This window comes from Burkholderia anthina, from assembly GCF_902498995.1.
Lineage (GTDB): Bacteria > Pseudomonadota > Gammaproteobacteria > Burkholderiales > Burkholderiaceae > Burkholderia > Burkholderia anthina.
In genome coordinates this window covers 1-20032 of the sequence record NZ_CABVLY010000039.1, presented here as the reverse complement: position 1 = coordinate 20032, position 20032 = coordinate 1, and the positions used below count along the sequence as shown (strand labels likewise).

At 66.5% G+C, this 20032-nt stretch carries 19 protein-coding genes; 7 read left to right on the top strand and 12 right to left on the bottom strand.

From position 1 onward, the window contains the following. Window positions 1-212 precede the first annotated feature (212 nt). The gene (locus tag BME24068_RS32510) at window positions 213-578 is read left to right on the top strand and encodes a hypothetical protein (RefSeq protein WP_096505175.1); all 366 of its coding nucleotides are present in this window, start codon (window positions 213-215) and stop codon (window positions 576-578) included. A gap of 34 nt (window positions 579-612) precedes the next feature. Here the strand turns inward: BME24068_RS32510 and BME24068_RS32505 are convergent, their stop codons facing one another. Then, the gene (locus BME24068_RS32505; protein WP_098556359.1) at window positions 613-1077 is read right to left on the bottom strand and encodes an Lrp/AsnC family transcriptional regulator; all 465 of its coding nucleotides are present in this window, start codon (window positions 1075-1077) and stop codon (window positions 613-615) included. Window positions 1078-1210: 133 nt separating this feature from the next. On the opposite strand from BME24068_RS32505, the gene BME24068_RS32500 reads away from it, so the two are divergent. After that, window positions 1211-2257 (top strand): zinc-dependent alcohol dehydrogenase family protein, encoded by a 1047-nt coding sequence (locus BME24068_RS32500; RefSeq protein WP_174928531.1) that lies wholly within the window; start codon window positions 1211-1213, stop codon window positions 2255-2257. Between the two features lie 112 nt (window positions 2258-2369). On the opposite strand, the gene BME24068_RS32495 is transcribed toward BME24068_RS32500, so the two are convergent. The 3 genes from BME24068_RS32495 to BME24068_RS32485 all read right to left on the bottom strand — a co-directional run bounded on the left by BME24068_RS32495 (window position 2370) and on the right by BME24068_RS32485 (window position 7490). Then, complete coding sequence (locus tag BME24068_RS32495; RefSeq protein ID WP_096505169.1) at window positions 2370-2849, bottom strand: YjjA family protein; 480 nt, start codon at window positions 2847-2849, stop codon at window positions 2370-2372. A 389-nt stretch (window positions 2850-3238) separates the two neighbouring features. Beyond that, window positions 3239-4831 (bottom strand): ABC-F family ATPase, encoded by a 1593-nt coding sequence (locus BME24068_RS32490; RefSeq protein ID WP_096505167.1) that lies wholly within the window; start codon window positions 4829-4831, stop codon window positions 3239-3241. A 376-nt stretch (window positions 4832-5207) separates the two neighbouring features. Further along, window positions 5208-7490, bottom strand: coding sequence for an AsmA family protein (locus tag BME24068_RS32485; RefSeq protein ID WP_174928530.1), 2283 nt, complete (start codon window positions 7488-7490; stop codon window positions 5208-5210). Between the two features lie 151 nt (window positions 7491-7641). Between BME24068_RS32485 and BME24068_RS32480 the strand changes: the two genes are divergently transcribed. Further along, window positions 7642-8343 carry an ABC transporter ATP-binding protein gene (locus tag BME24068_RS32480; RefSeq protein ID WP_174928529.1) on the top strand — a complete coding sequence of 234 codons (702 nt, stop codon included), beginning with the start codon at window positions 7642-7644 and terminating at the stop codon, window positions 8341-8343. Next, window positions 8340-9143 (top strand): ABC transporter permease, encoded by an 804-nt coding sequence (locus BME24068_RS32475; RefSeq protein WP_096505161.1) that lies wholly within the window; start codon window positions 8340-8342, stop codon window positions 9141-9143. The genes BME24068_RS32480 and BME24068_RS32475 overlap by 4 nt, the downstream gene beginning before the upstream one ends. A gap of 117 nt (window positions 9144-9260) precedes the next feature. Here the strand turns inward: BME24068_RS32475 and BME24068_RS32470 are convergent, their stop codons facing one another. Both BME24068_RS32470 and BME24068_RS32465 read right to left on the bottom strand, forming a co-directional pair. Further along, complete coding sequence (locus tag BME24068_RS32470; protein WP_174928528.1) at window positions 9261-9812, bottom strand: DUF6013 family protein; 552 nt, start codon at window positions 9810-9812, stop codon at window positions 9261-9263. A gap of 172 nt (window positions 9813-9984) precedes the next feature. Continuing rightward, entirely contained in the window at window positions 9985-11001 is a 1017-nt protein-coding gene (locus BME24068_RS32465) for a zinc-binding alcohol dehydrogenase family protein (protein WP_174928527.1), read from the bottom strand. A 131-nt stretch (window positions 11002-11132) separates the two neighbouring features. Here BME24068_RS32465 and BME24068_RS32460 point away from each other — a divergent pair, with 131 nt between their 5' ends. Then, window positions 11133-12074, top strand: coding sequence for a LysR family transcriptional regulator (locus BME24068_RS32460; RefSeq protein ID WP_174928526.1), 942 nt, complete (start codon window positions 11133-11135; stop codon window positions 12072-12074). 204 nt (window positions 12075-12278) lie between these two features. Next, entirely contained in the window at window positions 12279-13124 is an 846-nt protein-coding gene (gene serB, locus BME24068_RS32455) for a phosphoserine phosphatase SerB (RefSeq protein WP_096505155.1), read from the top strand. A 72-nt stretch (window positions 13125-13196) separates the two neighbouring features. Here serB and BME24068_RS32450 read toward each other — a convergent pair whose 3' ends face one another. From BME24068_RS32450 to rimO, 4 genes are all read right to left on the bottom strand, one after another. Next, a complete protein-coding gene (locus BME24068_RS32450) occupies window positions 13197-14381 on the bottom strand; it encodes a cystathionine beta-lyase (protein ID WP_096505153.1) in 1185 nt (394 codons plus the stop codon). Window positions 14382-14503: 122 nt separating this feature from the next. Beyond that, the gene (locus BME24068_RS32445; protein WP_174928525.1) at window positions 14504-15046 is read right to left on the bottom strand and encodes a hypothetical protein; all 543 of its coding nucleotides are present in this window, start codon (window positions 15044-15046) and stop codon (window positions 14504-14506) included. A gap of 162 nt (window positions 15047-15208) precedes the next feature. Then, on the bottom strand, window positions 15209-16135 hold the full coding sequence (locus BME24068_RS32440; RefSeq protein WP_174928524.1) for a sugar kinase: 927 nt from the start codon (window positions 16133-16135) through the stop codon (window positions 15209-15211). 3 nt (window positions 16136-16138) lie between these two features. Beyond that, window positions 16139-17500: a 30S ribosomal protein S12 methylthiotransferase RimO gene (gene rimO / locus BME24068_RS32435; protein ID WP_096505147.1), complete on the bottom strand. Its 1362-nt coding sequence runs from the start codon at window positions 17498-17500 to the stop codon at window positions 16139-16141. A 290-nt stretch (window positions 17501-17790) separates the two neighbouring features. Between rimO and BME24068_RS32430 the strand changes: the two genes are divergently transcribed. Continuing rightward, on the top strand, window positions 17791-18045 hold the full coding sequence (locus tag BME24068_RS32430; protein WP_096505145.1) for a hypothetical protein: 255 nt from the start codon (window positions 17791-17793) through the stop codon (window positions 18043-18045). 359 nt (window positions 18046-18404) lie between these two features. Here the strand turns inward: BME24068_RS32430 and phaR are convergent, their stop codons facing one another. Together phaR and BME24068_RS32420 are read right to left on the bottom strand one after the other, a co-directional pair. Beyond that, window positions 18405-18971: a polyhydroxyalkanoate synthesis repressor PhaR gene (gene phaR / locus BME24068_RS32425; RefSeq protein WP_011549704.1), complete on the bottom strand. Its 567-nt coding sequence runs from the start codon at window positions 18969-18971 to the stop codon at window positions 18405-18407. Between the two features lie 118 nt (window positions 18972-19089). Further along, window positions 19090-19830, bottom strand: a complete 741-nt coding sequence (locus BME24068_RS32420) for a 3-ketoacyl-ACP reductase (RefSeq protein ID WP_096505142.1) — start codon at window positions 19828-19830, stop codon at window positions 19090-19092. Window positions 19831-20032: the final 202 nt, after the last annotated feature.

Genomic DNA, 20032 nt, shown 5'->3' with positions numbered 1-20032 from the left:
GCCGCCGCGATGACGCCGAACGACACCGCAAGGTCCGGCGCACGGGCTGCACGGACGCCGGCACGACTCCCGACGGCCGGCCCGTTCCCGCCGTTGCGGCATTCGCGCCACGCCGACGCGCCACGTGGCCCGCATCGTGCTATGTTTTTAGTATCGGCGCCGGCTGTTGCAAACCGCGCCATCCGGAACCGATGCCTTTCGTGAGCGCTGCCATGACCGACGCATCCCACAACCTCGGCTCGCAAGACCGCCTGGAGCTGCTGTGCTGGCTCACCTGCGGCAATCTCGGCGCGTTTTACCTCAACGAATCCTGGCCCGACGCGTCGTTCCAGGTCCAGGCCGCGCACCGCTGGCTCGACCGCCATCACCGGCAGTCCGACTGGCTCGCCATCGCGAAGCTGGCCGCACTTGCACAGGACATCGCAAAGCGCCACGCCGGCTTCGTCGACGCATCGTGGGCGCGCGACGCGGTCGAGGAAATCGTCGATACCGACGACCTCGACTACCGGGCGAAACTCGTGCAATGGGTATACGAAGACTGCTGCAAGGCGCTCGCCGACAAGCGGCTTGCCGACTGACCGCTCGCGCATGCGCGAGCGTCGGCGCGCGCCGTCACGCGATCGGCAGCCGCTGCGTCGACTTCAGCTGCCGCAGCGACAGGTTCGAGCGGATGCTCAGCACGCCCGGCAGCTTGCGCAGCACTCTTTCGACGAAATGACTGTATTCGTCGAGATCGGCTGCCACCACCTGCAGCAGGAAATCCGCTTCGCCCGTCGTGTTGTCGCACGCCAGCACGTTGGGGCTGGCCTGGATCAGGCGCTCGAACTCCGCCGTCACTTCCTCGCTGTGCTGCGTGCAAACAATCTGCACGAACGCCATCACGCCAAGCCCGAGCTTTCTGCGGTCGAGCCGCGCGTGATAGCCCGCGATCAACCCCGCTTCCTCCAGCCGCCTGAGCCGGCGCCAGCAGGACGTTTCGCTCAGCGAAAACGCTTCGGCGAGCCGCGCATTCGACACGCGCCCGTCCTGCTGGAGCATGTCGAGCATGCCACGATCGATCCTGTCCAGTTGCTCCATGAAAGCTCCTTGCGGCAATCGCGCGATGGTCGCAAGACTATCTCAAAAATACCCGCTTCTTAATTGCGAAACGAAAGATAAATCCACTTTCGCCGGGCTATATTGAAAGAGTCATTCGATCAAGGAGGAGATAGTGAAAGCAGTCGTCTACGAAGCATTCGGCGCCGCACCGCGGTTGATGAACGTCGACGATCCGACGCCGGCACCCGACGGCGTCGTGATCGAAGTCAAGGCGACCGGCGTGTGCCGCAGCGACTGGCACGGCTGGATGGGGCACGACCCGGACATCGTGCTGCCGCATGTGCCGGGCCACGAACTGGCAGGCGTCGTGGTCGCGACGGGTGCGGCAGTCACGCGCTGGCAGGCCGGCGACCGCGTCACAGTGCCGTTCGTCGGCGGCTGCGGCCGCTGCCCGGAATGCCACTCGGGCAACCAGCAGGTCTGCGAGCAACAGTTTCAGCCCGGTTTCACGCACTGGGGCTCGTTCGCCCAATATGTCGGCATCCATCACGCGGACCTGAATCTGGTGCGACTGCCCGATGCACTCGATTTCCCCACCGCGGCGAGCCTCGGATGCCGCTTCGTGACGTCGTTTCGCGCGGTTGTCGACCAGGGCCGCACGTCGGCCGGCCAGTGGGTCGCCGTGCACGGCTGCGGAGGCGTGGGTTTGTCGGCGATCATGATCGCGCATGCGATCGGTGCGAACGTCGTCGCGATCGACATTTCGGACCAGGCGCTCGCGCTGGCGCGATCGGTCGGCGCCGCGGCGACCGTCAATGCGTCGCAGGTCGCCGACGTTGTCGATGCGGTGAAGGAGATCACACGCGGCGGCGCGCACGTGTCGCTCGACGCGCTGGGCCATCCGACGACCTGCTTCAACTCGATCAGCAATCTGCGCCGCCGCGGCAAGCATGTGCAGGTCGGGCTGATGCTCGGCGAGCATGCGACGCCGGCCGTGCCGATGAGCAAGGTCATCGCATACGAGTTGGAGATTCTCGGCAGTCACGGGATGCAGGCGCATCGTTACGACGCGATGCTCGATATGGTGCATGCCGGCACGCTCGCGCCGAGCCGGTTGATCGGCAAGGAAATCCGTCTCGGACAGTCGATCGACGCGCTGATGAACATGAACCGGTTCGAAGGCGCCGGTGTGACGGTCGTGACGGACTTTTCGGGTTGACGCGGCCGGACGTTACCGCCGGTGACGGCGACAGCCTGCTTCCGCCGCCACACCGGCCCTTTCTGTCGTTCGCGCACGGACTCGACGTGCGCGAACGGTACGCGACGCCGGCTTACAGCAGCGACTTCCCTTGTGCGAGCACCTTGTCGCAGATCTGCTTGGTGACCTGCTGCTTCAGACCGCCGCCGCTCAGGTCGACCTTGCTGCCGTTGCCCGCGTCGAGGATCCCGCTCGCGCCGCTCGTATAGCCGCTGTCGGACGACGCATTGCCGCCGAGCTTGCTCATCAGCGCGTCCTTCACCGACGATGCGCCGCCGGACGCGCCGCCGAGATAGTTGTTCTGGATGCAGAACTGCAGCAGGCCCGCGACGTTGCTGCTGCTGCCCGACATCAGCGACGACGCGCCGCCGCCGCCCGTGAGCGCGCCGCCGAGGCCGCCCAGGTTGCCCAGCGCACCGCCCGCGCTGCTGCCCGAGTCACCGCCGCCGACCTGCTTCAGCACATCGCCAAGCTGCGCATGGGCGACCGAAAACGGCGCGAGCAATCCGATCAGCGCGCCGGCTACGGTCGCGCGGTATAGACGTGCATTCATGTGAAGCCTCCCTGTAGTGACTGCATAAGTACCGCGATTCGAATCAAAGCATACTCAATCAATCGGCCGATGACAGCCTCGACACCGGCGCGAAACGTCAGGCATCGTGATATTGCGGCGGATTTGACAATACTTGACGGGGAATGCGGTGCGGAGCGATGGTGTGCGGATGGTGTGCGCGGGTCGTTTTACAATCATTTCCGGCGGCGGCGGCCGATCGCGCGAATGGACGGGCACGCGCTGCGCCCCGTCGGCCGGTGTCCGCTGCGTATCGAGCCGGTTCAGTCACGACGAGCGGCCGGCCCGGATATTCCGGATACGAAAAAGCCCGCCAGGCTTCCACCTGGCGGGCTGCTGATCCATCAGGTCGGGCATGACCGCCCGGGCAATTATTCCTGCCCCTGGCTCGTCAGGAAATCCTCGTAATTCCCGCCGAAGTCGAACAGCGTGCCGTCCGTCTTCACTTCGATGATCCGGTTCGCCAGCCCGCTCACGAATTCGCGGTCGTGCGACACGAAGATCAGCGTGCCTTCGAACTGCTCGAGCGCGATCTGCAGCGACTCGATCGACTCCATGTCCATGTGGTTGGTCGGCTCGTCCATCAGCAGCACGTTGTGGCGGCCGAGCATCAGCTTGCCCCAGATCATGCGGCCCTTCTCGCCGCCCGACAGCACCTTCACCGACTTCTTGATGTCGTCCGACGAGAACAGCAGGCGGCCCAGCGTGCCGCGCACCATCGTTTCGTCGTCGCCATCCTTGCGGTACTGGTCGATCCAGTCCATCAGCGTGATGTCGTTCGGGAATTCCTCGTACGTGTCCTGCGGCATGTAGCCGACATTCGCGTTCTCGGACCACTTCACCGTGCCGTGCTCGAGCGGCAGCGCGCCGAGCAGCGAACGCAGCAGCGTCGTCTTGCCCGCGCCGTTCTCGCCGATGATCGCGATACGCTCGCCCGGCTGCACCGACAGGTTGAAGTTCTGGAAGATCGTGCGCTCGTACTTCTTCGTGATGTCTTCGGCAACCACGGCGACGTTGTGCAGCTTCTTCTCGAACTCGAAGCGGATGAACGGGTTCTGACGCGACGACGGCTTGAATTCCTCGATCTTGATCTTGTCGATCTGCTTCGCACGGCTGGTTGCCTGGCGGGCCTTCGACTTGTTCGCCGAGAAGCGGCGCACGAAGTCCTGCAGCTCGGCCACGCGTTCCTTCGCACGCGTGTTCGCCGCAGCCTGGCGCTCGCGCGCCTGTGCCGATGCGAGCATGTAGTCGTCGTAGTTGCCCGGCCAGACCTTCAGCGTGCCGAAGTCCATGTCGGCCATGTGCGTGCACACCGAGTTCAGGAAGTGACGATCGTGCGAAATGATGATCATCGTCGAGTTGTACTCGTTGAGCGTTTGCTCGAGCCAACGAATCGAGTTGATGTCGAGGTTGTTGGTCGGTTCGTCGAGCAGCAGCACGTCCGGCTTCGAGAACAGCGCCTGCGCGAGCAGCACGCGCAGCTTCCAGCCCGGCGCGACGTCGGCCATCGTGCCGGTGTGGAACTTCTCCTCGATGCCGATGCCGAGCAGCAGCGCACCCGCGCGCGCCTCGGCGTCGTAGCCGCCGTATTCGGCGAACTTGCCTTCGAGCTCGGCCGCGTGCATGTAGTCGTCGTCGGTGGCTTCCGGGTTCGCGTAGATCGCGTCGCGCTCGGTCATCGCGGCCCACATTTCGGTGTGGCCCATCATCACGACGTCGAGCACGCGCACGTCTTCATACGCGAACTGGTCCTGGCGCAGCTTGCCCAGACGCACGTTCGGCTCCAGCGCGACGTTGCCAGCGCTCGCCTCGAGGTCGCCGCCGAGGATCTTCATGAAGGTCGACTTGCCACAGCCGTTCGCGCCGATCAGACCGTAGCGGTTGCCCTCGCCGAATTTGACCGAGATATTCTCGAACAAGGGCTTCGGCCCGAATTGCATCGTGATGTTGGCAGTAGAAAGCACGGCAGGTCCCGTAAGAGAGAAATCGACGGAAAACCGTGTATTTTAGCAGGTGTCGGAGAAACTGCCGACCGCGCCACTGCGACGGCGTGTGACAAGGGGTTTCCACGCGGCCGGGCAACCCGTGAATGCGGCGGCACGCGCCCCTTCGACGGTAGCCGGCGGCGGTCACGCCCGGCCACCCTGAGCCCGGCGGTGAATTGCAGGACGGTCGCCCCCGCGGCCCGAGGGCCATATCGCGCAACCAGACCCCTTTAATGCCAACACGGCGGTACGCTGACCGGTGCAATGGCAATGGACGTGCGCGCCATCCGAAGCGCGCCCCCGGCGCCGACGGCAACCGACCGCAGCAGCCCGGCGCCGCCAGCGCCCTCGCCCCTTACTTCCCTGCCTTCGCCGCCTGCCTCTGCGCAGCCTTCTCCTTCATCTGCCCGAACAGCTGCGAGCACGGCACGCCCTTGTTGTTGCTCGGCGCGATCAGCGGAATCAGCGCCGCGAACGGGTTGATCAGGCCGAGGCCGATCATCGCGCCGGCACGCAGCGCGAGCGCGCCCGCATCGACGCCGACGTCCGGATTCTTGAACGTGCCCTTCGCGTACAGCGGCGAGCGCAGCGAGAAGATCCGGAAGCCCTTCGTATGCGGATGGATCTTCAGATCGAGCGATTCGTCGCGCAGGCTGATCGTGCCGTCGACGTTGATCAGCGCGTCGTCGGTATCGAGCGCGAACACCTTCGGATCGAGAATGCCGTTGGTCGCGGCGAAGTCGATCGCCGCGCAATTGATGTTCACGTCGCGGTTGCCGAACAGCTTCTCGTAGACGACGTTCGCGACGTTCAGCCCCGCCGCCTCCATCAGCAGGCGGCTGATGCGGCCGTCCGTCACGAGCGCCTTCACTTCGCCGTTCGAGGTCGCGGCGAGCGCGGCCGGCGAGTTGCCGGTCGCCGACAGCGACGCGTCGCCGTTGATCTCGCCGAGCGCAGACTGCATCACCTTCTGCGCCGGGAACAGCTGCTTGAGCTTCAAGTGCCGCGCGGCCACCGTGAAGCGGCCCTTCAGCGGCGTGCCGCTGCCGTCGAGATGCGCGGTCGTCGCGAGCGTGCCGCCCGCGACGCCGAACTGCAGCGGTTCGAGCGACAGCACGCCGTCCTGCAGCACGATGTGCGTGTACAGGTTCGTGATCGGCAGGTTCGCGCTCTTGATCAGCTTGCGGCCGGTGAACTTCACGTCCGCGTCGAGCGCGCGCCAGCGGTCGGTGCGGAACGTCTCGACCGGCAGCACGCGCCCCGGCGGCTGGCGCGTCGTGTCGCCGCGCTTGGCCTTGCTCGCGGCGGTGTCCGCGCCGATCACCGGCGCGAGATCGGAGAACTGCAGCAGGTTCGACACGAGTTCGCCCGACAGCTTCGGCCGCGGTTCGCTCTGTGCGTAGGCGAGCGTGCCGCCGAGATCGCTGCCGCCGACGCGGCCGTTGAAGTTCTCGTAGCGGAACGTGCTCGCGTGCGGCTTGAAGTTGCCGATCAGGCGCCCTTCGGTCGCATACGGCGGCGTGTCGGGCAGCGTGATGCCGGTAAGCTGGTACAGGTGCGACATCGACGTGCCCTGCAGCCACAGTCGCAGGTCGATCGCCGCGAGATGCATCGGATCGGTCAGCGTGCCGACGATCGCGAGCCGCGTATCGCCCGCCTTCACATCGGCCTGCAACGGGAACGGTTGCGTCGCATTCTCGATCGCGAGCACGCCGCCCACCTTGCCGGTGCCGTTGATCGGCACGTTCTTGTAGCGGCCGTCGACCTTGAGCCCGAACGCATACGTCGGCCCGGACGGCGCCGCGGCGGCCGCGCCACTGGCGCCGCTTGCACCGGAGGCCGATGCGACCGCCGATGCGGAGGAGCCCGAACTACTCGCGGCAGCCGGAACAGCACCGGGCGACGCCGCACTCGCGCCCTCCGCCGCCGACGCGCTCGACGCGCTCGACGCGGCCTGGGCATGCGCCTTCGCGCTCAGTTGCGCGGCGCCGCGCTTGCCGACGCGCTGGGCCGATGCCGCACGCGACGTCTGCTCCTGCTCCTTCAGCACGTCGCCGAGCGGAATCGGCTGGCCGAGCGTATCGATCGCAACCGTGAGATCGGCCTTGGTGATCGCGTCACGATAGGCGACGGTCCCCTTCGCGAAACCGAAGCTGTCCAGCCGCACCTTCCACGGCGACGGCTGCGACGATTGCTGGAACTGGAAGGTCCACGTATTGCGACCGTCGGCGAGCCGTTCGAGGTCGACCGCGGGATTGACGACGTCGATCGACGGAATGACGATCTCGTGCGCGAAGAGCGGCAGGATCGCCAGATCGAAATGCGCGGCGTCGAGCGTGACGAACTTCGGCGCCTTCGCCCAATCGGGATTGCCGATCTCGAGTTGCGTGGCCGAGAAGCTCGGCCAGGGCACCCACGCGCGCCAGCCGGTCTCGCCCGACGGGCGACGCCAGCCGATCTTGATGTCGCCGTTGATCGCGAATGGACGGCCGAGTGCAGCCGTCACCCGTTCGTTGATCCACGGCTTCGCGTGGTTCCAGTCGAACGTGAAGAGAAAGATGCCGGCTGCCGCAATGACGATTGCGACGATACCGACGATCCATGCAGCCGATTTACCGATGGCTCGGGTTAGCGTCATGGCGGGTCCGTTGTTGTTCTGCCGGGTTTTGCGCCATGTCGGGCCGCTTGCGTGAATGAACGGCGCACGACACCGGCGGCTTTTCAATCGGTATTATGACGCACACTGCGGACACGCTTCGGCACCGTTAACGCTTTTTTTCACTTTTGACATGACAGCCCCGACCGGCCTCATCGATGCGCAGCACATCACGCGCCGCGACACCAGCAGCGGCAAGACGCTGCTCGCCCCGACCGACTTCAGCCTCGCGGCGGGATCGCGAATTGCTGTCACGGGGCCGTCTGGATCGGGCAAGAGCGTGCTGCTGCGCGCGCTCGCGTTGCTCGATCCGCTCGATGGCGGACACATCCTGTGGCGCGGCAAACGGATCCGGCGCAGCGCGATTCCGCGCTACCGGCGCAGCGTCGCCTACGTGCGTCAGCGCCCCGCGCAAATGGACGGCACCGTCGAAGCGCAATTGCGTTACCCGTATTCGCTCGCGATCTATCGCGACGTCGCGTTCGACCGCGCGCGCGTCGAATCGCTCGCCGCGCGTGCCGGCCGCGGCGCCGACTTCCTCGACAAGCGCGCGAGCGAACTGTCGGGCGGCGAAGCGCAGATCGCCGCGCTGCTGCGCGTGCTGCAACTCGATCCCGACGTGCTGCTGCTGGACGAACCGACGTCCGCGCTCGATCCCGATTCGACGCGCGCGATCGAGGCGCTCGTCGGCGCGTGGTTCGATGCGGCGTCCGATGCACGCGCATACATGTGGATCTCGCACGATCCGGCGCAGGCCGTACGCATCGCCGCGACACGGCTCGTGATGCAGGCCGGCGTGCTGCGCGCCACGGACCCGAAGGAGGCCGCGCAATGAGCCCGGCACTGCAGGATCTCAGTCTCGTCGACGTCGGCATCGCCGCCGCGCTCGTCGCGATCAACGGCGCGCTCTCGGCCGCGCTGTCGCTCGGGCTCGGCCGCAAGCTCGCACTCGCGGCGGTGCGAACCGTCGTGCAGTTGCTCGCCATCGGCTACGTGCTCGGCTGGGTGTTCGGCCATCCGCACTGGACCGTCGTGCTGCCGCTCACCGCATTGATGACGCTGATCGCCGGCTTCGCAGGCGCCGGGCGCGGCAAGCACACGTATCGCGGGCAGCGCGTCGACAGCATCGCATCGATCTGGTTCAGCAGCTGGCTCGTCGCGGCGATCGGCCTGTTCGTCGTGATCCGCATTCATCCGTGGTACGCGCCGCAATATGCAATCCCGATCCTCGGGATGATCCTCGGCAATACGCTCACGGGCGTGTCGCTCGGCGTCGAACGGATGATGGAGGAACTGACCGCACGGCGCGACCGCGTCGAAACCGCGCTCGCGCTCGGCGCGACGCGCTGGGAGGCCGCACAGGACGCGGCACGCCAGGCCGTGCGTGCCGGCATGCTGCCGACGCTCAACCAGATGGCCGTCGTCGGCGTCGTGAGCCTGCCGGGGATGATGACGGGCCAGGTGCTGGCGGGCCAGTCGCCGCTGCAGGCCGTGCGCTACCAGATCGTGATCATGTTCCTGATCGCCGCGGCATCCGCGCTCGGTACGGTCGGCGCGGTACTGATGACGTATCGCCGGCTGTTCTCGGCCGATCATCGCTTTCTCGCATCGCGGCTCGAGGAACGCGCGCATTGACGCGCGCCGGTGCGCGGCGCGACGACGCGCGATAGCGGCGTAGCAACACGAAACGCTCACGTGCCGCTACGCCGCTATCGCGCGAATCCGGATGGCAATTGGTTGCGCGCGCACCGCTCAGTGCTTGATCGACACCGTCACCTTCGTGCCGTCGCTCATCGTGACGGACTTCGAGCCGCCATTGGTCGAAATCGATATCCACTTGACCTGGCTCACCGATATGGCGTCCGGACATTGCAGCGACTTGCCGCCGACGCTCACGTTGCGCGTGCCTTTCGGCGCGGCGGCCTGGAAGCTGATCTGCACGTTCGCGATGCCCTTCGCGTCGACCGACGGCGCGAGCCGGATCTGGGTCTGGCGCACCATCGCGCCGTTCTCGTCGCGCGGCAGATTGTCGGCGTTCGGGCAGCCGTCCGGCATCGCGACCGCGCCGCTCGGCGGCACCGACTTCCAGTTGAAGTCGTCCGTTTCGCCCGAGCGGATCTTGCGCGTCTCCTGCGTGTTGCCGAAGGTCTTCGAATCGACCTTGACGGTGTATTCGAGCTGCCCTGTCCCCCCGCCCTTCAGGCTGCCCTTGACCGGCGGCGCCGCGAATACGCTCGCGCTGACGCACGCCGCCGCGAATACGGCCGACCACGATGCGGCGACTGACAAGCTGCGTTGGCTCATGCTGACCTCCTTGTAATGCGGCGGCACGCGCGCGCCGCGCGGTTTTCGATGCATGATGCGTTGTCAGTCTACCGCCAAGCGGCAGGCAATGCGCCGCAAACGCATCGGGTGTTACCCCCCTTGCGTTCGCGACGCGGCATCCCGTACCCGCGATGCCCGCCTCGGCAGCCGCTCAGAAGCCGCTCAGCACGAGCTTGCCGATCGCGCGCCCGGCTTCGAGCAACCGGTGCGCGTGCCGCACGTTCGCGGCGTTGATCGTGCCGAGCTGCGCGCCGAGCGTCGTTCGCAGCGTCCCGCCGTCGACGAGCCGGGCCACCTCGCTCAGGATCCGGTGCTGCTCGATCATGTCCGGCGTCTCGAACATCGCCCGCGTGAACATGAACTCCCAGTGAAACGCGGCGCTCTTCGCCTTCAGTTGTTCGACCGGGACCGGCTTCTCGTTCTCGACGATCGTGCAAATGCCGCCCTGCGGCCGGATGACTTCCGCGGCGGCAGGGAAATGGCGATCCGTGTCGTTGAAGATCAGCACGTAGTCGACGTTCGGGCGGCCGATTTCGCGCAGTTGGGCCGGCAGGTCGCCGAAATGATCGACCACGTCGTCCGCGCCGAGCGAGCGCACCCATTCGGCCGATGCCGGTCGCGACGCCGTCGCGATCACGTGCAGCTTGCCGAGCGTCTTCGCGAGCTGGATCGCGATCGAGCCCACCCCGCCCGCGCCGCCGACGATCAGCACCGACTTGCCGGCGTCCGCGCCCTGCGGCGACACGCGCAACCGGTCGAACAACGCCTCCCAGGCCGTCAGCGCGGTGAGCGGCAACGCGGCCGCGGCGGCAAAATCGAGCGTGCGCGGCTTGAGTGCGGCGATGCGCTCGTCGACCGCGTGAAATTCGCTGTTCGCGCCGGGCCGCGTGATGCTGCCCGCATAGAACACCGCGTCGCCCGGCCGGAACAGCGTGACCTCGGCGCCGACCGCGACGACCGTGCCGGCTGCATCCCAGCCGAGCACGCGCGGCGTTTCCTCGACCTGCGGCTTCGGCGCGCGCACCTTGGTGTCGACCGGGTTCACGGAAATCGCCTCGACCTTCACCAGCAGGTCGCGCGGGCCCGGCACCGGTTGCGGCAGTTCCACGTCGAGCAGCGCCTGCGGGTCGTCGATCGGCAGGTAACGGGTCAGTCCAACGGCTTTCATCACGACACTCCTTCAGGGTTCACGGAAATCGGGCGGGCCGCGACGCAGCCCCCATGAATCCCATCGTAGGCCGCCCGATCATTTCAGAAAACCGCTATATTTCCTGAAACATTTTCAGGAATTTCCGAATAATGACGTCCGATCCGGTATCCGCCCCCGACAAGCCGCTCGACCTGCTCGACGTCGGCCTGTTCGTGCGCGCCGCATTGCTCGCGAACGTGACCGCGGCCGGGCGCGAGTTCGGCGTGTCGGCGGCCGTCGCGAGCGCGCGCATCGCGCAACTGGAGCGCCAGCTCGGCGCACGGCTGCTGCATCGCACCACGCGGCGCATCAGCCTCACGCAGGACGGCGAAATTTTCATGGCGCGCGCCGAGGCGCTGCTGTCGGCCGCCGACGCCGCGCGCGCGTCGGTCGGGCATGGCCGCAGCGAGCCGTACGGGCGGCTGAAGGTGTCGATGTCGTCGTCGTTCGGCCGCCAGCATGTCGCGCCGGTGATTCCCGCGTTCCTGCGCCGCTATCCGTCCGTGTCGCTCGACCTGCGGCTGTCCGACGAGATCGTCGACCTCGTCGACGACGGCTACGACGTCGCGATCCGCCTCGGCGCGCTGAAGGATTCGACGCTCGTCGCGCGCAAGCTCGCGGCAAACCGGCGCGTGCTGTGCTGCTCGCCCGCGTATCTCGCCGAACGCGGCGCGCCGCGCCATCCGGCCGACCTCGCGCAGCACGAATGCGTGATCCTCGGCGACCAGCGCGACTGGTCGTTCGCGACGCCGCAAGGCCCGCTCACCGTGCGGGTCGGCGGCCGGCTCGTCGCGAGCAACGGCGAGGCGATCCGCGAAGCGCTCGTCGACGGCTTCGGCATCGCGATCAAGTCGACCTGGGACGTCGGTCCGCTGCTCGCAAGCGGCGCGCTCGTCACCGTGCTCGACGACTACCCGTTCGCGAACGACATCGCGATCTGGGCCGTCTATCCGAGCCGCGCGCACGTGCCGCTGAAGACGCTCGCATTCATCTCGTTTCTCGCCGATCACTTCGGCGATCCGCCTTACTGGGATCGCGCGGACGAACGATAGGCGCCCGTGCCCGGCAAATCCCACGGAGAGCGGCTTCCGGCGCCGCTCACGGCCGCATCCGCCGTCGATCCGATCGCGACCGGATACCAACCGGCTACAATGGCGCGTTCGCGACGCCGCGGCCCGCAGCCGAACGGGGCCCGCGCTCGCAGGTGGCCGCATGCCGGCCGCGCACGCGTTTCATTCGCTTCCAACCATTCCGTCATGACCCAGAACCTCGTCATCCAGAGTCTCGCGCCGCTGTCGGACGCGCATCACAAACCGCTGCTCGCGCTGTCGCGCGGCACCCGCATCGTGCAGACCGACGATCACGCGCTGCGCATCGAACACGCGAATCCGGCGCAGCGCCTCGACATCGACGCGTACTGCGGCACGCATGCGCTCGACTTCGGCTTCGTCGACGCCGGCCGCGCGCTCGGCGATTTCGGGCTCGTCGTGATGGACATGGATTCGACGCTGATCACGATCGAATGCATCGACGAGATCGCCGACTTCTGCGGGCTGAAGACACAGGTCGCCGAAATCACCGAAGCCTCGATGCGCGGCGAGATCCGCGACTTCAACGAAAGCCTGACGCGCCGCGTCGCGCTGCTCGCCGGCCTCGACGCGCAGGCGCTCGAACGCGTGTACGAGGAACGGCTGCAACTGTCGCCGGGTGCCGAGACGATGCTCGCCGGCGTGAAGGCCGCCGGCCTGAAGACGCTGCTCGTGTCGGGCGGCTTCACGTTCTTCACCGAGCGTCTGAAGGCGCGCCTCGGCCTCGACTACGCGCACGCGAACACGCTCGAGATCGTCGACGGCAAGCTGACCGGCAAGGTGCTCGGCGAGATCGTCAACGCGGACGTGAAGGCGCGCATGCTGCGCGATACGTGCGCATCGCTCGGCATCGCGCCGAGCCGCGCGATCGCGATGGGCGACGGGTCGAACGATCTGAAGATGATGGCAGAAGCCGGGCTGTCGGTTGCGTTCCACGCGAAGCCGGTCGTGCGCGATGCGGCCACCGTCGCGTTCGATCACGTCGGCCTCGACGGGCTGCTGCGGCTGTTCTGATCCGCGCGAGCCGCCAATGCAAAACGCCGGCGCGATGTCGCATCGCGCCGGCGTTGCGTTTTTCTGCCGCGATTATCGGCCGAGCGTGGCCTGCAGCGCGCGCTCGATGTCCGCGCGCAGGTCGGCTTCGTCCTCGAGACCGACGTAGAAACGCACCAGCGTGCCGCGATGCGGCCAGTCCGCGCGCATCGATGCGACGTCGTACGGCATCGCGAGACTGCATGCGCCGCCCCAGCTCCAGCCGATCGCGAACAGCTCGAGCGCCTCGACGAAACGGTCGATCTGCTCGGCGCTGTAGCGTTCGTCGAACACCACCGAGAACAGCCCGCCCGCGCCGGTGAAGTCGCGCACGAACGCTTCATGGCCCGGGCAGTCCGGCAGTTGCGGATGCAGCACCGCCGCGATTTCCGGCCGTGCCTTCAGCCACTGCGCGAGCGCGAGCGCGCTCTTGCTGTGCGCGTCGAAACGCACCTGCATGCTCGGCAGGCTGCGCATCACGAGCGAGCAATCGTCCACCGACACGCCGATCCCGCAGCGCATCCGCGCGAGTTTCAGTTGCGCATGCAGTTCCGCGTTCGCGGTGATCGTCGCGCCCATCAGCACGTCGCTGCCGCCCGACTGATACTTGGTCAGCGCCTGCACCGAGATGTCGACCCCGTGCTCGAACGGCTTGAACGCGAGCCCGGCCGAATACGTATTGTCGATCGCGGTGACGATGCCGCGCGCCTGTGCGACCGTCGTGATCGCGCGCACGTCGGGCACTTCCATCGTCACGGAGCCGGGTGCCTCGATCCAGATCAGCCGGGTGTCCGGCTGGATCAGGTCGGCGATGCCCGCACCCACGAGCGGATCGTAGAAACGCGCGGTGATGCCGAAATCCTTCGCGAGCCAGTTGCCGAAATCGGCATTCGGTCCGTAGATGTTGTGCGGGATCAGCACGTCGTCGCCCGCCTTCACGATCCCGAAGTAGACGTTCATGATCGCCGCGAGACCCGACGGCTGCAGCAGCGCGTGCGTGCCGCCTTCGATCTCGGCGAGCCGCTGCGCGAGCGCGAGCGACGTCGGAGTCGCATGCAGACCGTAGCGCCACTGGTTGTCGTTGTGCCAGACCAGCGCGCGCATCGTCGCGAGATCGGGGAACACGACCGTCGACGCGCGCGCGACCGGCGGCACGAACGAGCGAAAACCTTCCGGAATGACGTCGTCGGGTTGAACGATGCGGGTTTGCAGTGCGCGCTTGGGTGTGGATGCAGTCATGGCAGAGGGCGGGCACAAGGCCGTTCGGTTGCGGAATATCCTGCTAGATTAGCCAAAATCGGCGCGCTTGACCCGGTACAATGCGCGCCGCGCACACCAAGCCAGCGCGCGCTCGGGCGCTCTCAGTCGTCGGTACGCAGGTTGACGACGCCGCCGACCGTCTCGATTTCCTGCACGCGACCGTTGCGGACCTGCAGCGCCGCGCGCTTGGCCGGCGAGGGATGCAGCACGACGGGTTGCGGATCCGATTCGTCGGAATTCATCCGGTCGGCTTTCAGGGCGCCGGTCGAATCGAAGCGGCCGATCCACACGCCCGTGATGTTCGTGCCGTCGTTCGATTCCTCGATCTCGAGCGTATCGCCGTCGCGGTCGCCCGCGAGCAGGATCACCTCGCCGGTATCCGTGAACTGGTATTCGCCATGCACGCCCTCTTCGTCCGTCTTCGGACCGAGATGCACGACGATCGGCCGATCGCCGAGCGTGCCCTCGTAGCGCGGCAGCCGGGCAAATTCAGGATTCGGCCGCAGCGGCCGGGCAGGCGCCGGCGCATCCTGCTGCGCACCCGATGCGGCAACCTGTGCCGCAGCCATGCCCGGCATCGCGAAGCCCGCTGCCAGCGCACCGGCGAGCACGAGCGCTCGCGGCCATTCCGAATATCGACCCACCTTGTATTGCTCCTTGCTTCAGATTCGCTCGCCGATCGCGGCGATTGACCGTGACCGTGCGTCGCCGATACGCCTCGTCGCGAACGCGCAGCGACCGCCGCCACGTCACGTCGTTCGAATGAACCGGTCGTGCGCGGCCGCGGACAGTGTGCGTCGTTCGCGTCAGCCCTGCATCAGGCGTTCCACCGCATCGCGGTGCGGAATCGGCGCGACCGCGCCGTAGCCCGTCGTCGACAGTGCCGCCGCCGCGTTCGCATAGCGCGCGGCCGCGAACGGGTCGTCGCCCGCGACGATCCGCGCGACGAACGCGCCGCCGAAGCAGTCGCCGGCGCCCGTCGCATCGATGGCTTCCACCGCGAAGCCCGGCACGACGCGTCGCTCGTGCGGCGTCGCGACGTACGCGCCTTCCTTGCCGAGTTTCAGCGCGACGACCTGCGGCCCGTGTTCGAGCATCGCGTCGACGATCGCGTCGCGATCGTTCGCACCGGTGAGTGCCGTAACGTCGTCCCAGCTTGGCAGGCAGATGTCCGTCTGGCGCAGCGCCTCGCGCATCACCGCGCGGGCGCGCGGCAGCGGCCACAGCTTCAGGCGCAGGTTCGTGTCGAAGCTGACCTGCGCGCCGTTGCGGCGCGCATGGTCGATCGCGGCGAACGCGGCATCGCACGCGGCCGTGCTGATCGCGAGACTGATGCCGGACAGGTGCACGGCTTTCGCCGCGGCCAGCGCGTCGAGCGGCAGGTCGGCCACCGCATAGCGGCTCGCCGCGGAGCCCGCGCGCAGATAGTCGAACTGATGGCCGTCAGCCCCGTGCGTGACGAAATACACGCCGGTCGGCGCCGTGCGGTCGATCCGCACGTACGTCGTGTCGACGCGTTCCGACGCCCACATGTCGGCCAGCAGCCGGCCGAACGGATCGTCGCCGATCGCCGATACGAAGCCCGTCGACGCGCCCTGGCGCGCCGCGGCGATACAGAAGTTCGACGTGTCGCCGCCGAAGCCCTGCAGGAACTCCGGACGGCCCGGCTGCGACTGGTTGAATTCGATCATCGCCTCGCCGAGCGCGAGGATCTGCGGAAACGCTGCGGTCATCGCTTAAACCTCGCCCCACAGATCATGGCCGTCCGCGCCGGTGATCTTCACCGACACGAAATCGCCGACCTTGTAGCGCTTCGACGCCTTCGTCGCCGGCTCCACATAGACGACGCCGTCGATCTCCGGCGCATCCGCCGCCGTGCGGCCGATCCCGCCTTCCGCGCTGACTTCGTCGATCAGCACCTTGAGCGTCTTGCCGACCTTGCGCTGCATGCGCTGCGCCGACACTTCCTCGGCCACTTCCATGAAGCGCGCGCGGCGTTCCTCGCGCACCTCGTCCGGCAGCGCGCCGTCCAGTTCGTTCGCGGTCGCGCCTTCGACCGGCGAATACGCGAAGCAGCCGACGCGATCGAGGTCCGCCTCGCGGATGAAGTCCAGCAGCGTGTCGAACTGCGCTTCCGTCTCGCCGGGGAAACCCGCGATGAACGTGCTGCGGATCGTCAGGTCCGGGCAGATCTCGCGCCACTTCTGCACGCGTTCGAGCACCTTCTCCGCGTTCGCCGGGCGCTTCATGCGCTTGAGCACTTCCGGATGCGCGTGCTGGAACGGCACGTCGAGATACGGCAGCACGTGGCCCTTGAACGGGCCGTCGGCCATCAGCGGAATCACTTCGTCGACGCTCGGATACGGATACACGTAGTGCAGGCGCACCCATGCGCCGTACTGCGCGGCCAGTTCGCCGAGCGCGGCGACCAGGTCGGTCATGCGCGTCTTGATCGGCTTGCCGTTCCAGAAGCCCGTGCGGTACTTCACGTCGACGCCGTACGCACTCGTGTCCTGCGAGATCACGAGCAGTTCCTTCACGCCCGACTTGAACAGGTTCTCCGCCTCGAGCATCACTTCGGCGACCGGACGCGACACGAGGTCGCCGCGCATCGACGGGATGATGCAGAACGTGCAGCGGTGGTTGCAGCCTTCGGAGATCTTCAGGTACGCGTAGTGACGCGGCGTGAGCTTGATGCCGGCGGGCGGCACCAGGTCGACGAACGGGTCGTGCGGCTTCGGCAGATGCGAATGCACGGCCTGCATCACTTCGCCCACCGCGTGCGGGCCGGTGACGGCGAGCACCTTCGGGTGGACTTCCTCGATGAGGTTCGAGCCGCTGGCGCTCGACTTCGCACCCAGGCAGCCGGTGACGATCACCTTGCCGTTTTCGGTCAGCGCTTCGCCGATCGCGTCGAGACTCTCCTGCACGGCTTCGTCGATGAAGCCGCAGGTGTTGACGACGACGAGGTCGGCGCCGTCGTACGTGCCGGAGATTTCATAACCTTCGGCACGCAACTGGGTGATGATTTGTTCGGAGTCGACGAGCGCCTTCGGGCACCCGAGCGAAACGAAACCTACTTTGGGGGACTGGGACATCTGGAATGTGGGGGCGTGGCGGCAAAAGCGTGAGTTTACAGCTATTTATGGGTCAGCGAGGCAAAACAGGCGGTTGGCACGCAGCGGATCGCGATGCCGATGTGCGACCCGTGCGGGCGCGCCGGGCGGACAGAGAAAAGCGATCCAGCCCTTTCCATGCGGCACGACGCGCCCGCCGACACGGCCGACCCGCGCCGCGCCGCGAGAAACCGCCAAGAATCGCCGTGGAACCGCCCCGCTGCCATGCGAAAATCTCGGCATCCGCTCTCTTCACACCCAACGGGGTTCGCATGACCACCCACATCACGATCGAATTCACCGAGCACGCCGCCGAAACCATCGGCGAGCAAACCAGCACCAGCTTTTCATATGACCAGGGCGCGCATGTGCCGCAACCCGGCGACTTCGTCGAACTCGAGAATTCGCGGCAGACGTTTCTCGTGATCGGCCGCGTGTTTTCGCTGAAGGCGAACTACAGCGCGGTGAAGCTCGTGCTGGACCTTCCGCCTGCGGACGATCATCAGGATCTCGATCCGGCACGCTGAGCGAGGAATGCCGGCGCACCGCGCCGGCATCGCGCGTGGCGTGTCGTACGGGCACGAAACGTCATCGCGGGCAGTCATCGCGGGCAATCGCGGCCGGCACGCGCGCGAACACGTGCAACCGGACACGCAATGCGCCGATTCGGCTGGACTGACGTCTGGAATTCGCTCGACCGGACAACGGTCTTGCCCGCCTCGCGCGAAGGCACGGGCATCCGGCGCCGACGATCAGGAACGACCGTCGGCGGCATCCTGCGGCGGCCGGCCACCGGCCGTCATCGTGCCCGGGCACACGATCGGTCGCCTCGCACCGCCGCACGTCGCGGCGCCGACCGTCCCGCGGCCGGCGCGCCGCAAATACGTTACTTCTTCTCCGGCTCCGGCGCGCCCGGCTGCTTGAACGGGAACGTGCTGAACATCGACTTTGCCTGGTTCTGCATCTGCTCCTGCATCTGCACGAACATGTTCTTCGACTGCTCGATGTAGCTCGTCATCATCCCTTGCATCATCGGCGCCTGCATGTTCATGAACTGCGACCAGACTTCCGGATTCATCGCGTTACCTTCGTAGAGGTTCTTCGATTGATCCGCGAGCTTGTTCTGGATGTCGATGAACGCCTGGATGTTCTTTTCCAGATACGTGCCCATCATGCCCTGCATCGCATGACCGTAGAAACGGATGATCTGCGACAGCATCGACGACGAGAACATCGGCACGCCGCCACTTTCTTCCTCGAGGATGATCTGCAGCAGGATGCTGCGCGTCAGGTCTTCGTTGGATTTCGCATCGACGACCTTGAAGTCCTCCTGTTCCAGCACGAGCTGCTTGACATCGGTCAGCGTGATGTACGTGCTCGTCTCGGTATCGTAGAGCCGGCGGTTCGGGTACTTCTTGATGAGCCGCTCGGCCGTTTTCTTTGTAGTAGTCATGTAACGCCTTCGTGTGCAGCGTAGCGCAAGTGACAAATCCCCGCCGCCCGAATCCGGGAGGCGGGGGCCTTCGGACACGCCGGGCCGCGCAGCCATTTCGCCTGCGCAGCCCGGACGTTCAGCCCATGTGCAGGCCGCCGTTCAGCGAGAAGTCGGCACCCGTCGCGAAGCCGGAATCGTTCGACGCGAGCCACGCGACGATCGAACCGATTTCCTCCGGGCCGCCGAGACGTCGCACGGGAATCGTCGCGACGATCTTCTCGAGCACGTCCGGGCGGATCGCCTTCACCATGTCGGTGCCGATGTAGCCGGGCGACACAGTGTTGACCGTCACGCCCTTCGTTGCGACTTCCTGCGCGAGCGACATCGTGAAACCGTGGATGCCTGCCTTCGCGGTCGAGTAGTTCGTCTGGCCGAATTGCCCTTTCTGGCCGTTCACCGACGAAATGTTGATGATCCGGCCCCAGCCGCGCTCGACCATCCCGTCGATCACCTGCTTCGTCACGTTGAACAGGCTCGTCAGGTTGGTGTCGATCACGGCCGTCCAGTCTTCATGCGTCATCTTGCGGAACACGACGTCGCGCGTGATGCCCGCGTTGTTGACCAGCACGTCGATTTCGCCGACTTCGGCCTTGACCTTGTCGAACGCCGCCTTGGTCGATTCCCAGTCGCCGACGTTGCCTTCCGATGCGATGAAATCGTACCCGAGCGCCTTCTGGTCCTCGATCCATTTCACCCGGCGCGGCGAATTCGGGCCGCAACCCGCGACCACCTTGAAGCCGTCTTTCGACAGACGCTGGCAGATGCTGGTGCCGATGCCGCCCATCCCGCCCGTTACGTACGCAATTCGCTGAGACATAAATCTCACTCCATTTCTTGGTTTTGAGAGCCGCCGGAGGCCCCTCTGACTTCACGTGGCGCCGGCCGAAGCCGCAATCGGCCGGCGCACGGATCGGTTTGGCGGTGACGAACGGCCGGTTACGGACGTTCGACCGCGAGTGCGACGCCCATCCCGCCGCCGATGCACAGCGACGCCAGCCCGCGCTTCGCGTCGCGCTTGA

Excerpts from the sequence above, each read along its gene's own strand:
- BME24068_RS32420 (WP_096505142.1), bottom strand. The coding sequence starts at position 19,830 with ATGTCTCAGCGAATTGCGTACGTAACGGGCGGGATGGGCGGCATCGGC.
- BME24068_RS32505 (WP_098556359.1), bottom strand. The coding sequence starts at position 1,077 with ATGGAGCAACTGGACAGGATCGATCGTGGCATGCTCGACATGCTCCAG.
- phaR (WP_011549704.1), bottom strand. The coding sequence starts at position 18,971 with ATGACTACTACAAAGAAAACGGCCGAGCGGCTCATCAAGAAGTACCCG.
- BME24068_RS32485 (WP_174928530.1), bottom strand. The coding sequence starts at position 7,490 with ATGACGCTAACCCGAGCCATCGGTAAATCGGCTGCATGGATCGTCGGT.
- rimO (WP_096505147.1), bottom strand. The coding sequence starts at position 17,500 with ATGTCCCAGTCCCCCAAAGTAGGTTTCGTTTCGCTCGGGTGCCCGAAG.
- BME24068_RS32465 (WP_174928527.1), bottom strand. The coding sequence starts at position 11,001 with ATGAAAGCCGTTGGACTGACCCGTTACCTGCCGATCGACGACCCGCAG.
- BME24068_RS32480 (WP_174928529.1), top strand. The coding sequence starts at position 7,642 with ATGACAGCCCCGACCGGCCTCATCGATGCGCAGCACATCACGCGCCGC.
- BME24068_RS32440 (WP_174928524.1), bottom strand. The coding sequence starts at position 16,135 with ATGACCGCAGCGTTTCCGCAGATCCTCGCGCTCGGCGAGGCGATGATC.
- BME24068_RS32470 (WP_174928528.1), bottom strand. The coding sequence starts at position 9,812 with ATGAGCCAACGCAGCTTGTCAGTCGCCGCATCGTGGTCGGCCGTATTC.
- BME24068_RS32460 (WP_174928526.1), top strand. The coding sequence starts at position 11,133 with ATGACGTCCGATCCGGTATCCGCCCCCGACAAGCCGCTCGACCTGCTC.
- BME24068_RS32450 (WP_096505153.1), bottom strand. The coding sequence starts at position 14,381 with ATGACTGCATCCACACCCAAGCGCGCACTGCAAACCCGCATCGTTCAA.
- BME24068_RS32495 (WP_096505169.1), bottom strand. The coding sequence starts at position 2,849 with ATGAATGCACGTCTATACCGCGCGACCGTAGCCGGCGCGCTGATCGGA.
- BME24068_RS32430 (WP_096505145.1), top strand. The coding sequence starts at position 17,791 with ATGACCACCCACATCACGATCGAATTCACCGAGCACGCCGCCGAAACC.
- BME24068_RS32510 (WP_096505175.1), top strand. The coding sequence starts at position 213 with ATGACCGACGCATCCCACAACCTCGGCTCGCAAGACCGCCTGGAGCTG.
- BME24068_RS32475 (WP_096505161.1), top strand. The coding sequence starts at position 8,340 with ATGAGCCCGGCACTGCAGGATCTCAGTCTCGTCGACGTCGGCATCGCC.
- serB (WP_096505155.1), top strand. The coding sequence starts at position 12,279 with ATGACCCAGAACCTCGTCATCCAGAGTCTCGCGCCGCTGTCGGACGCG.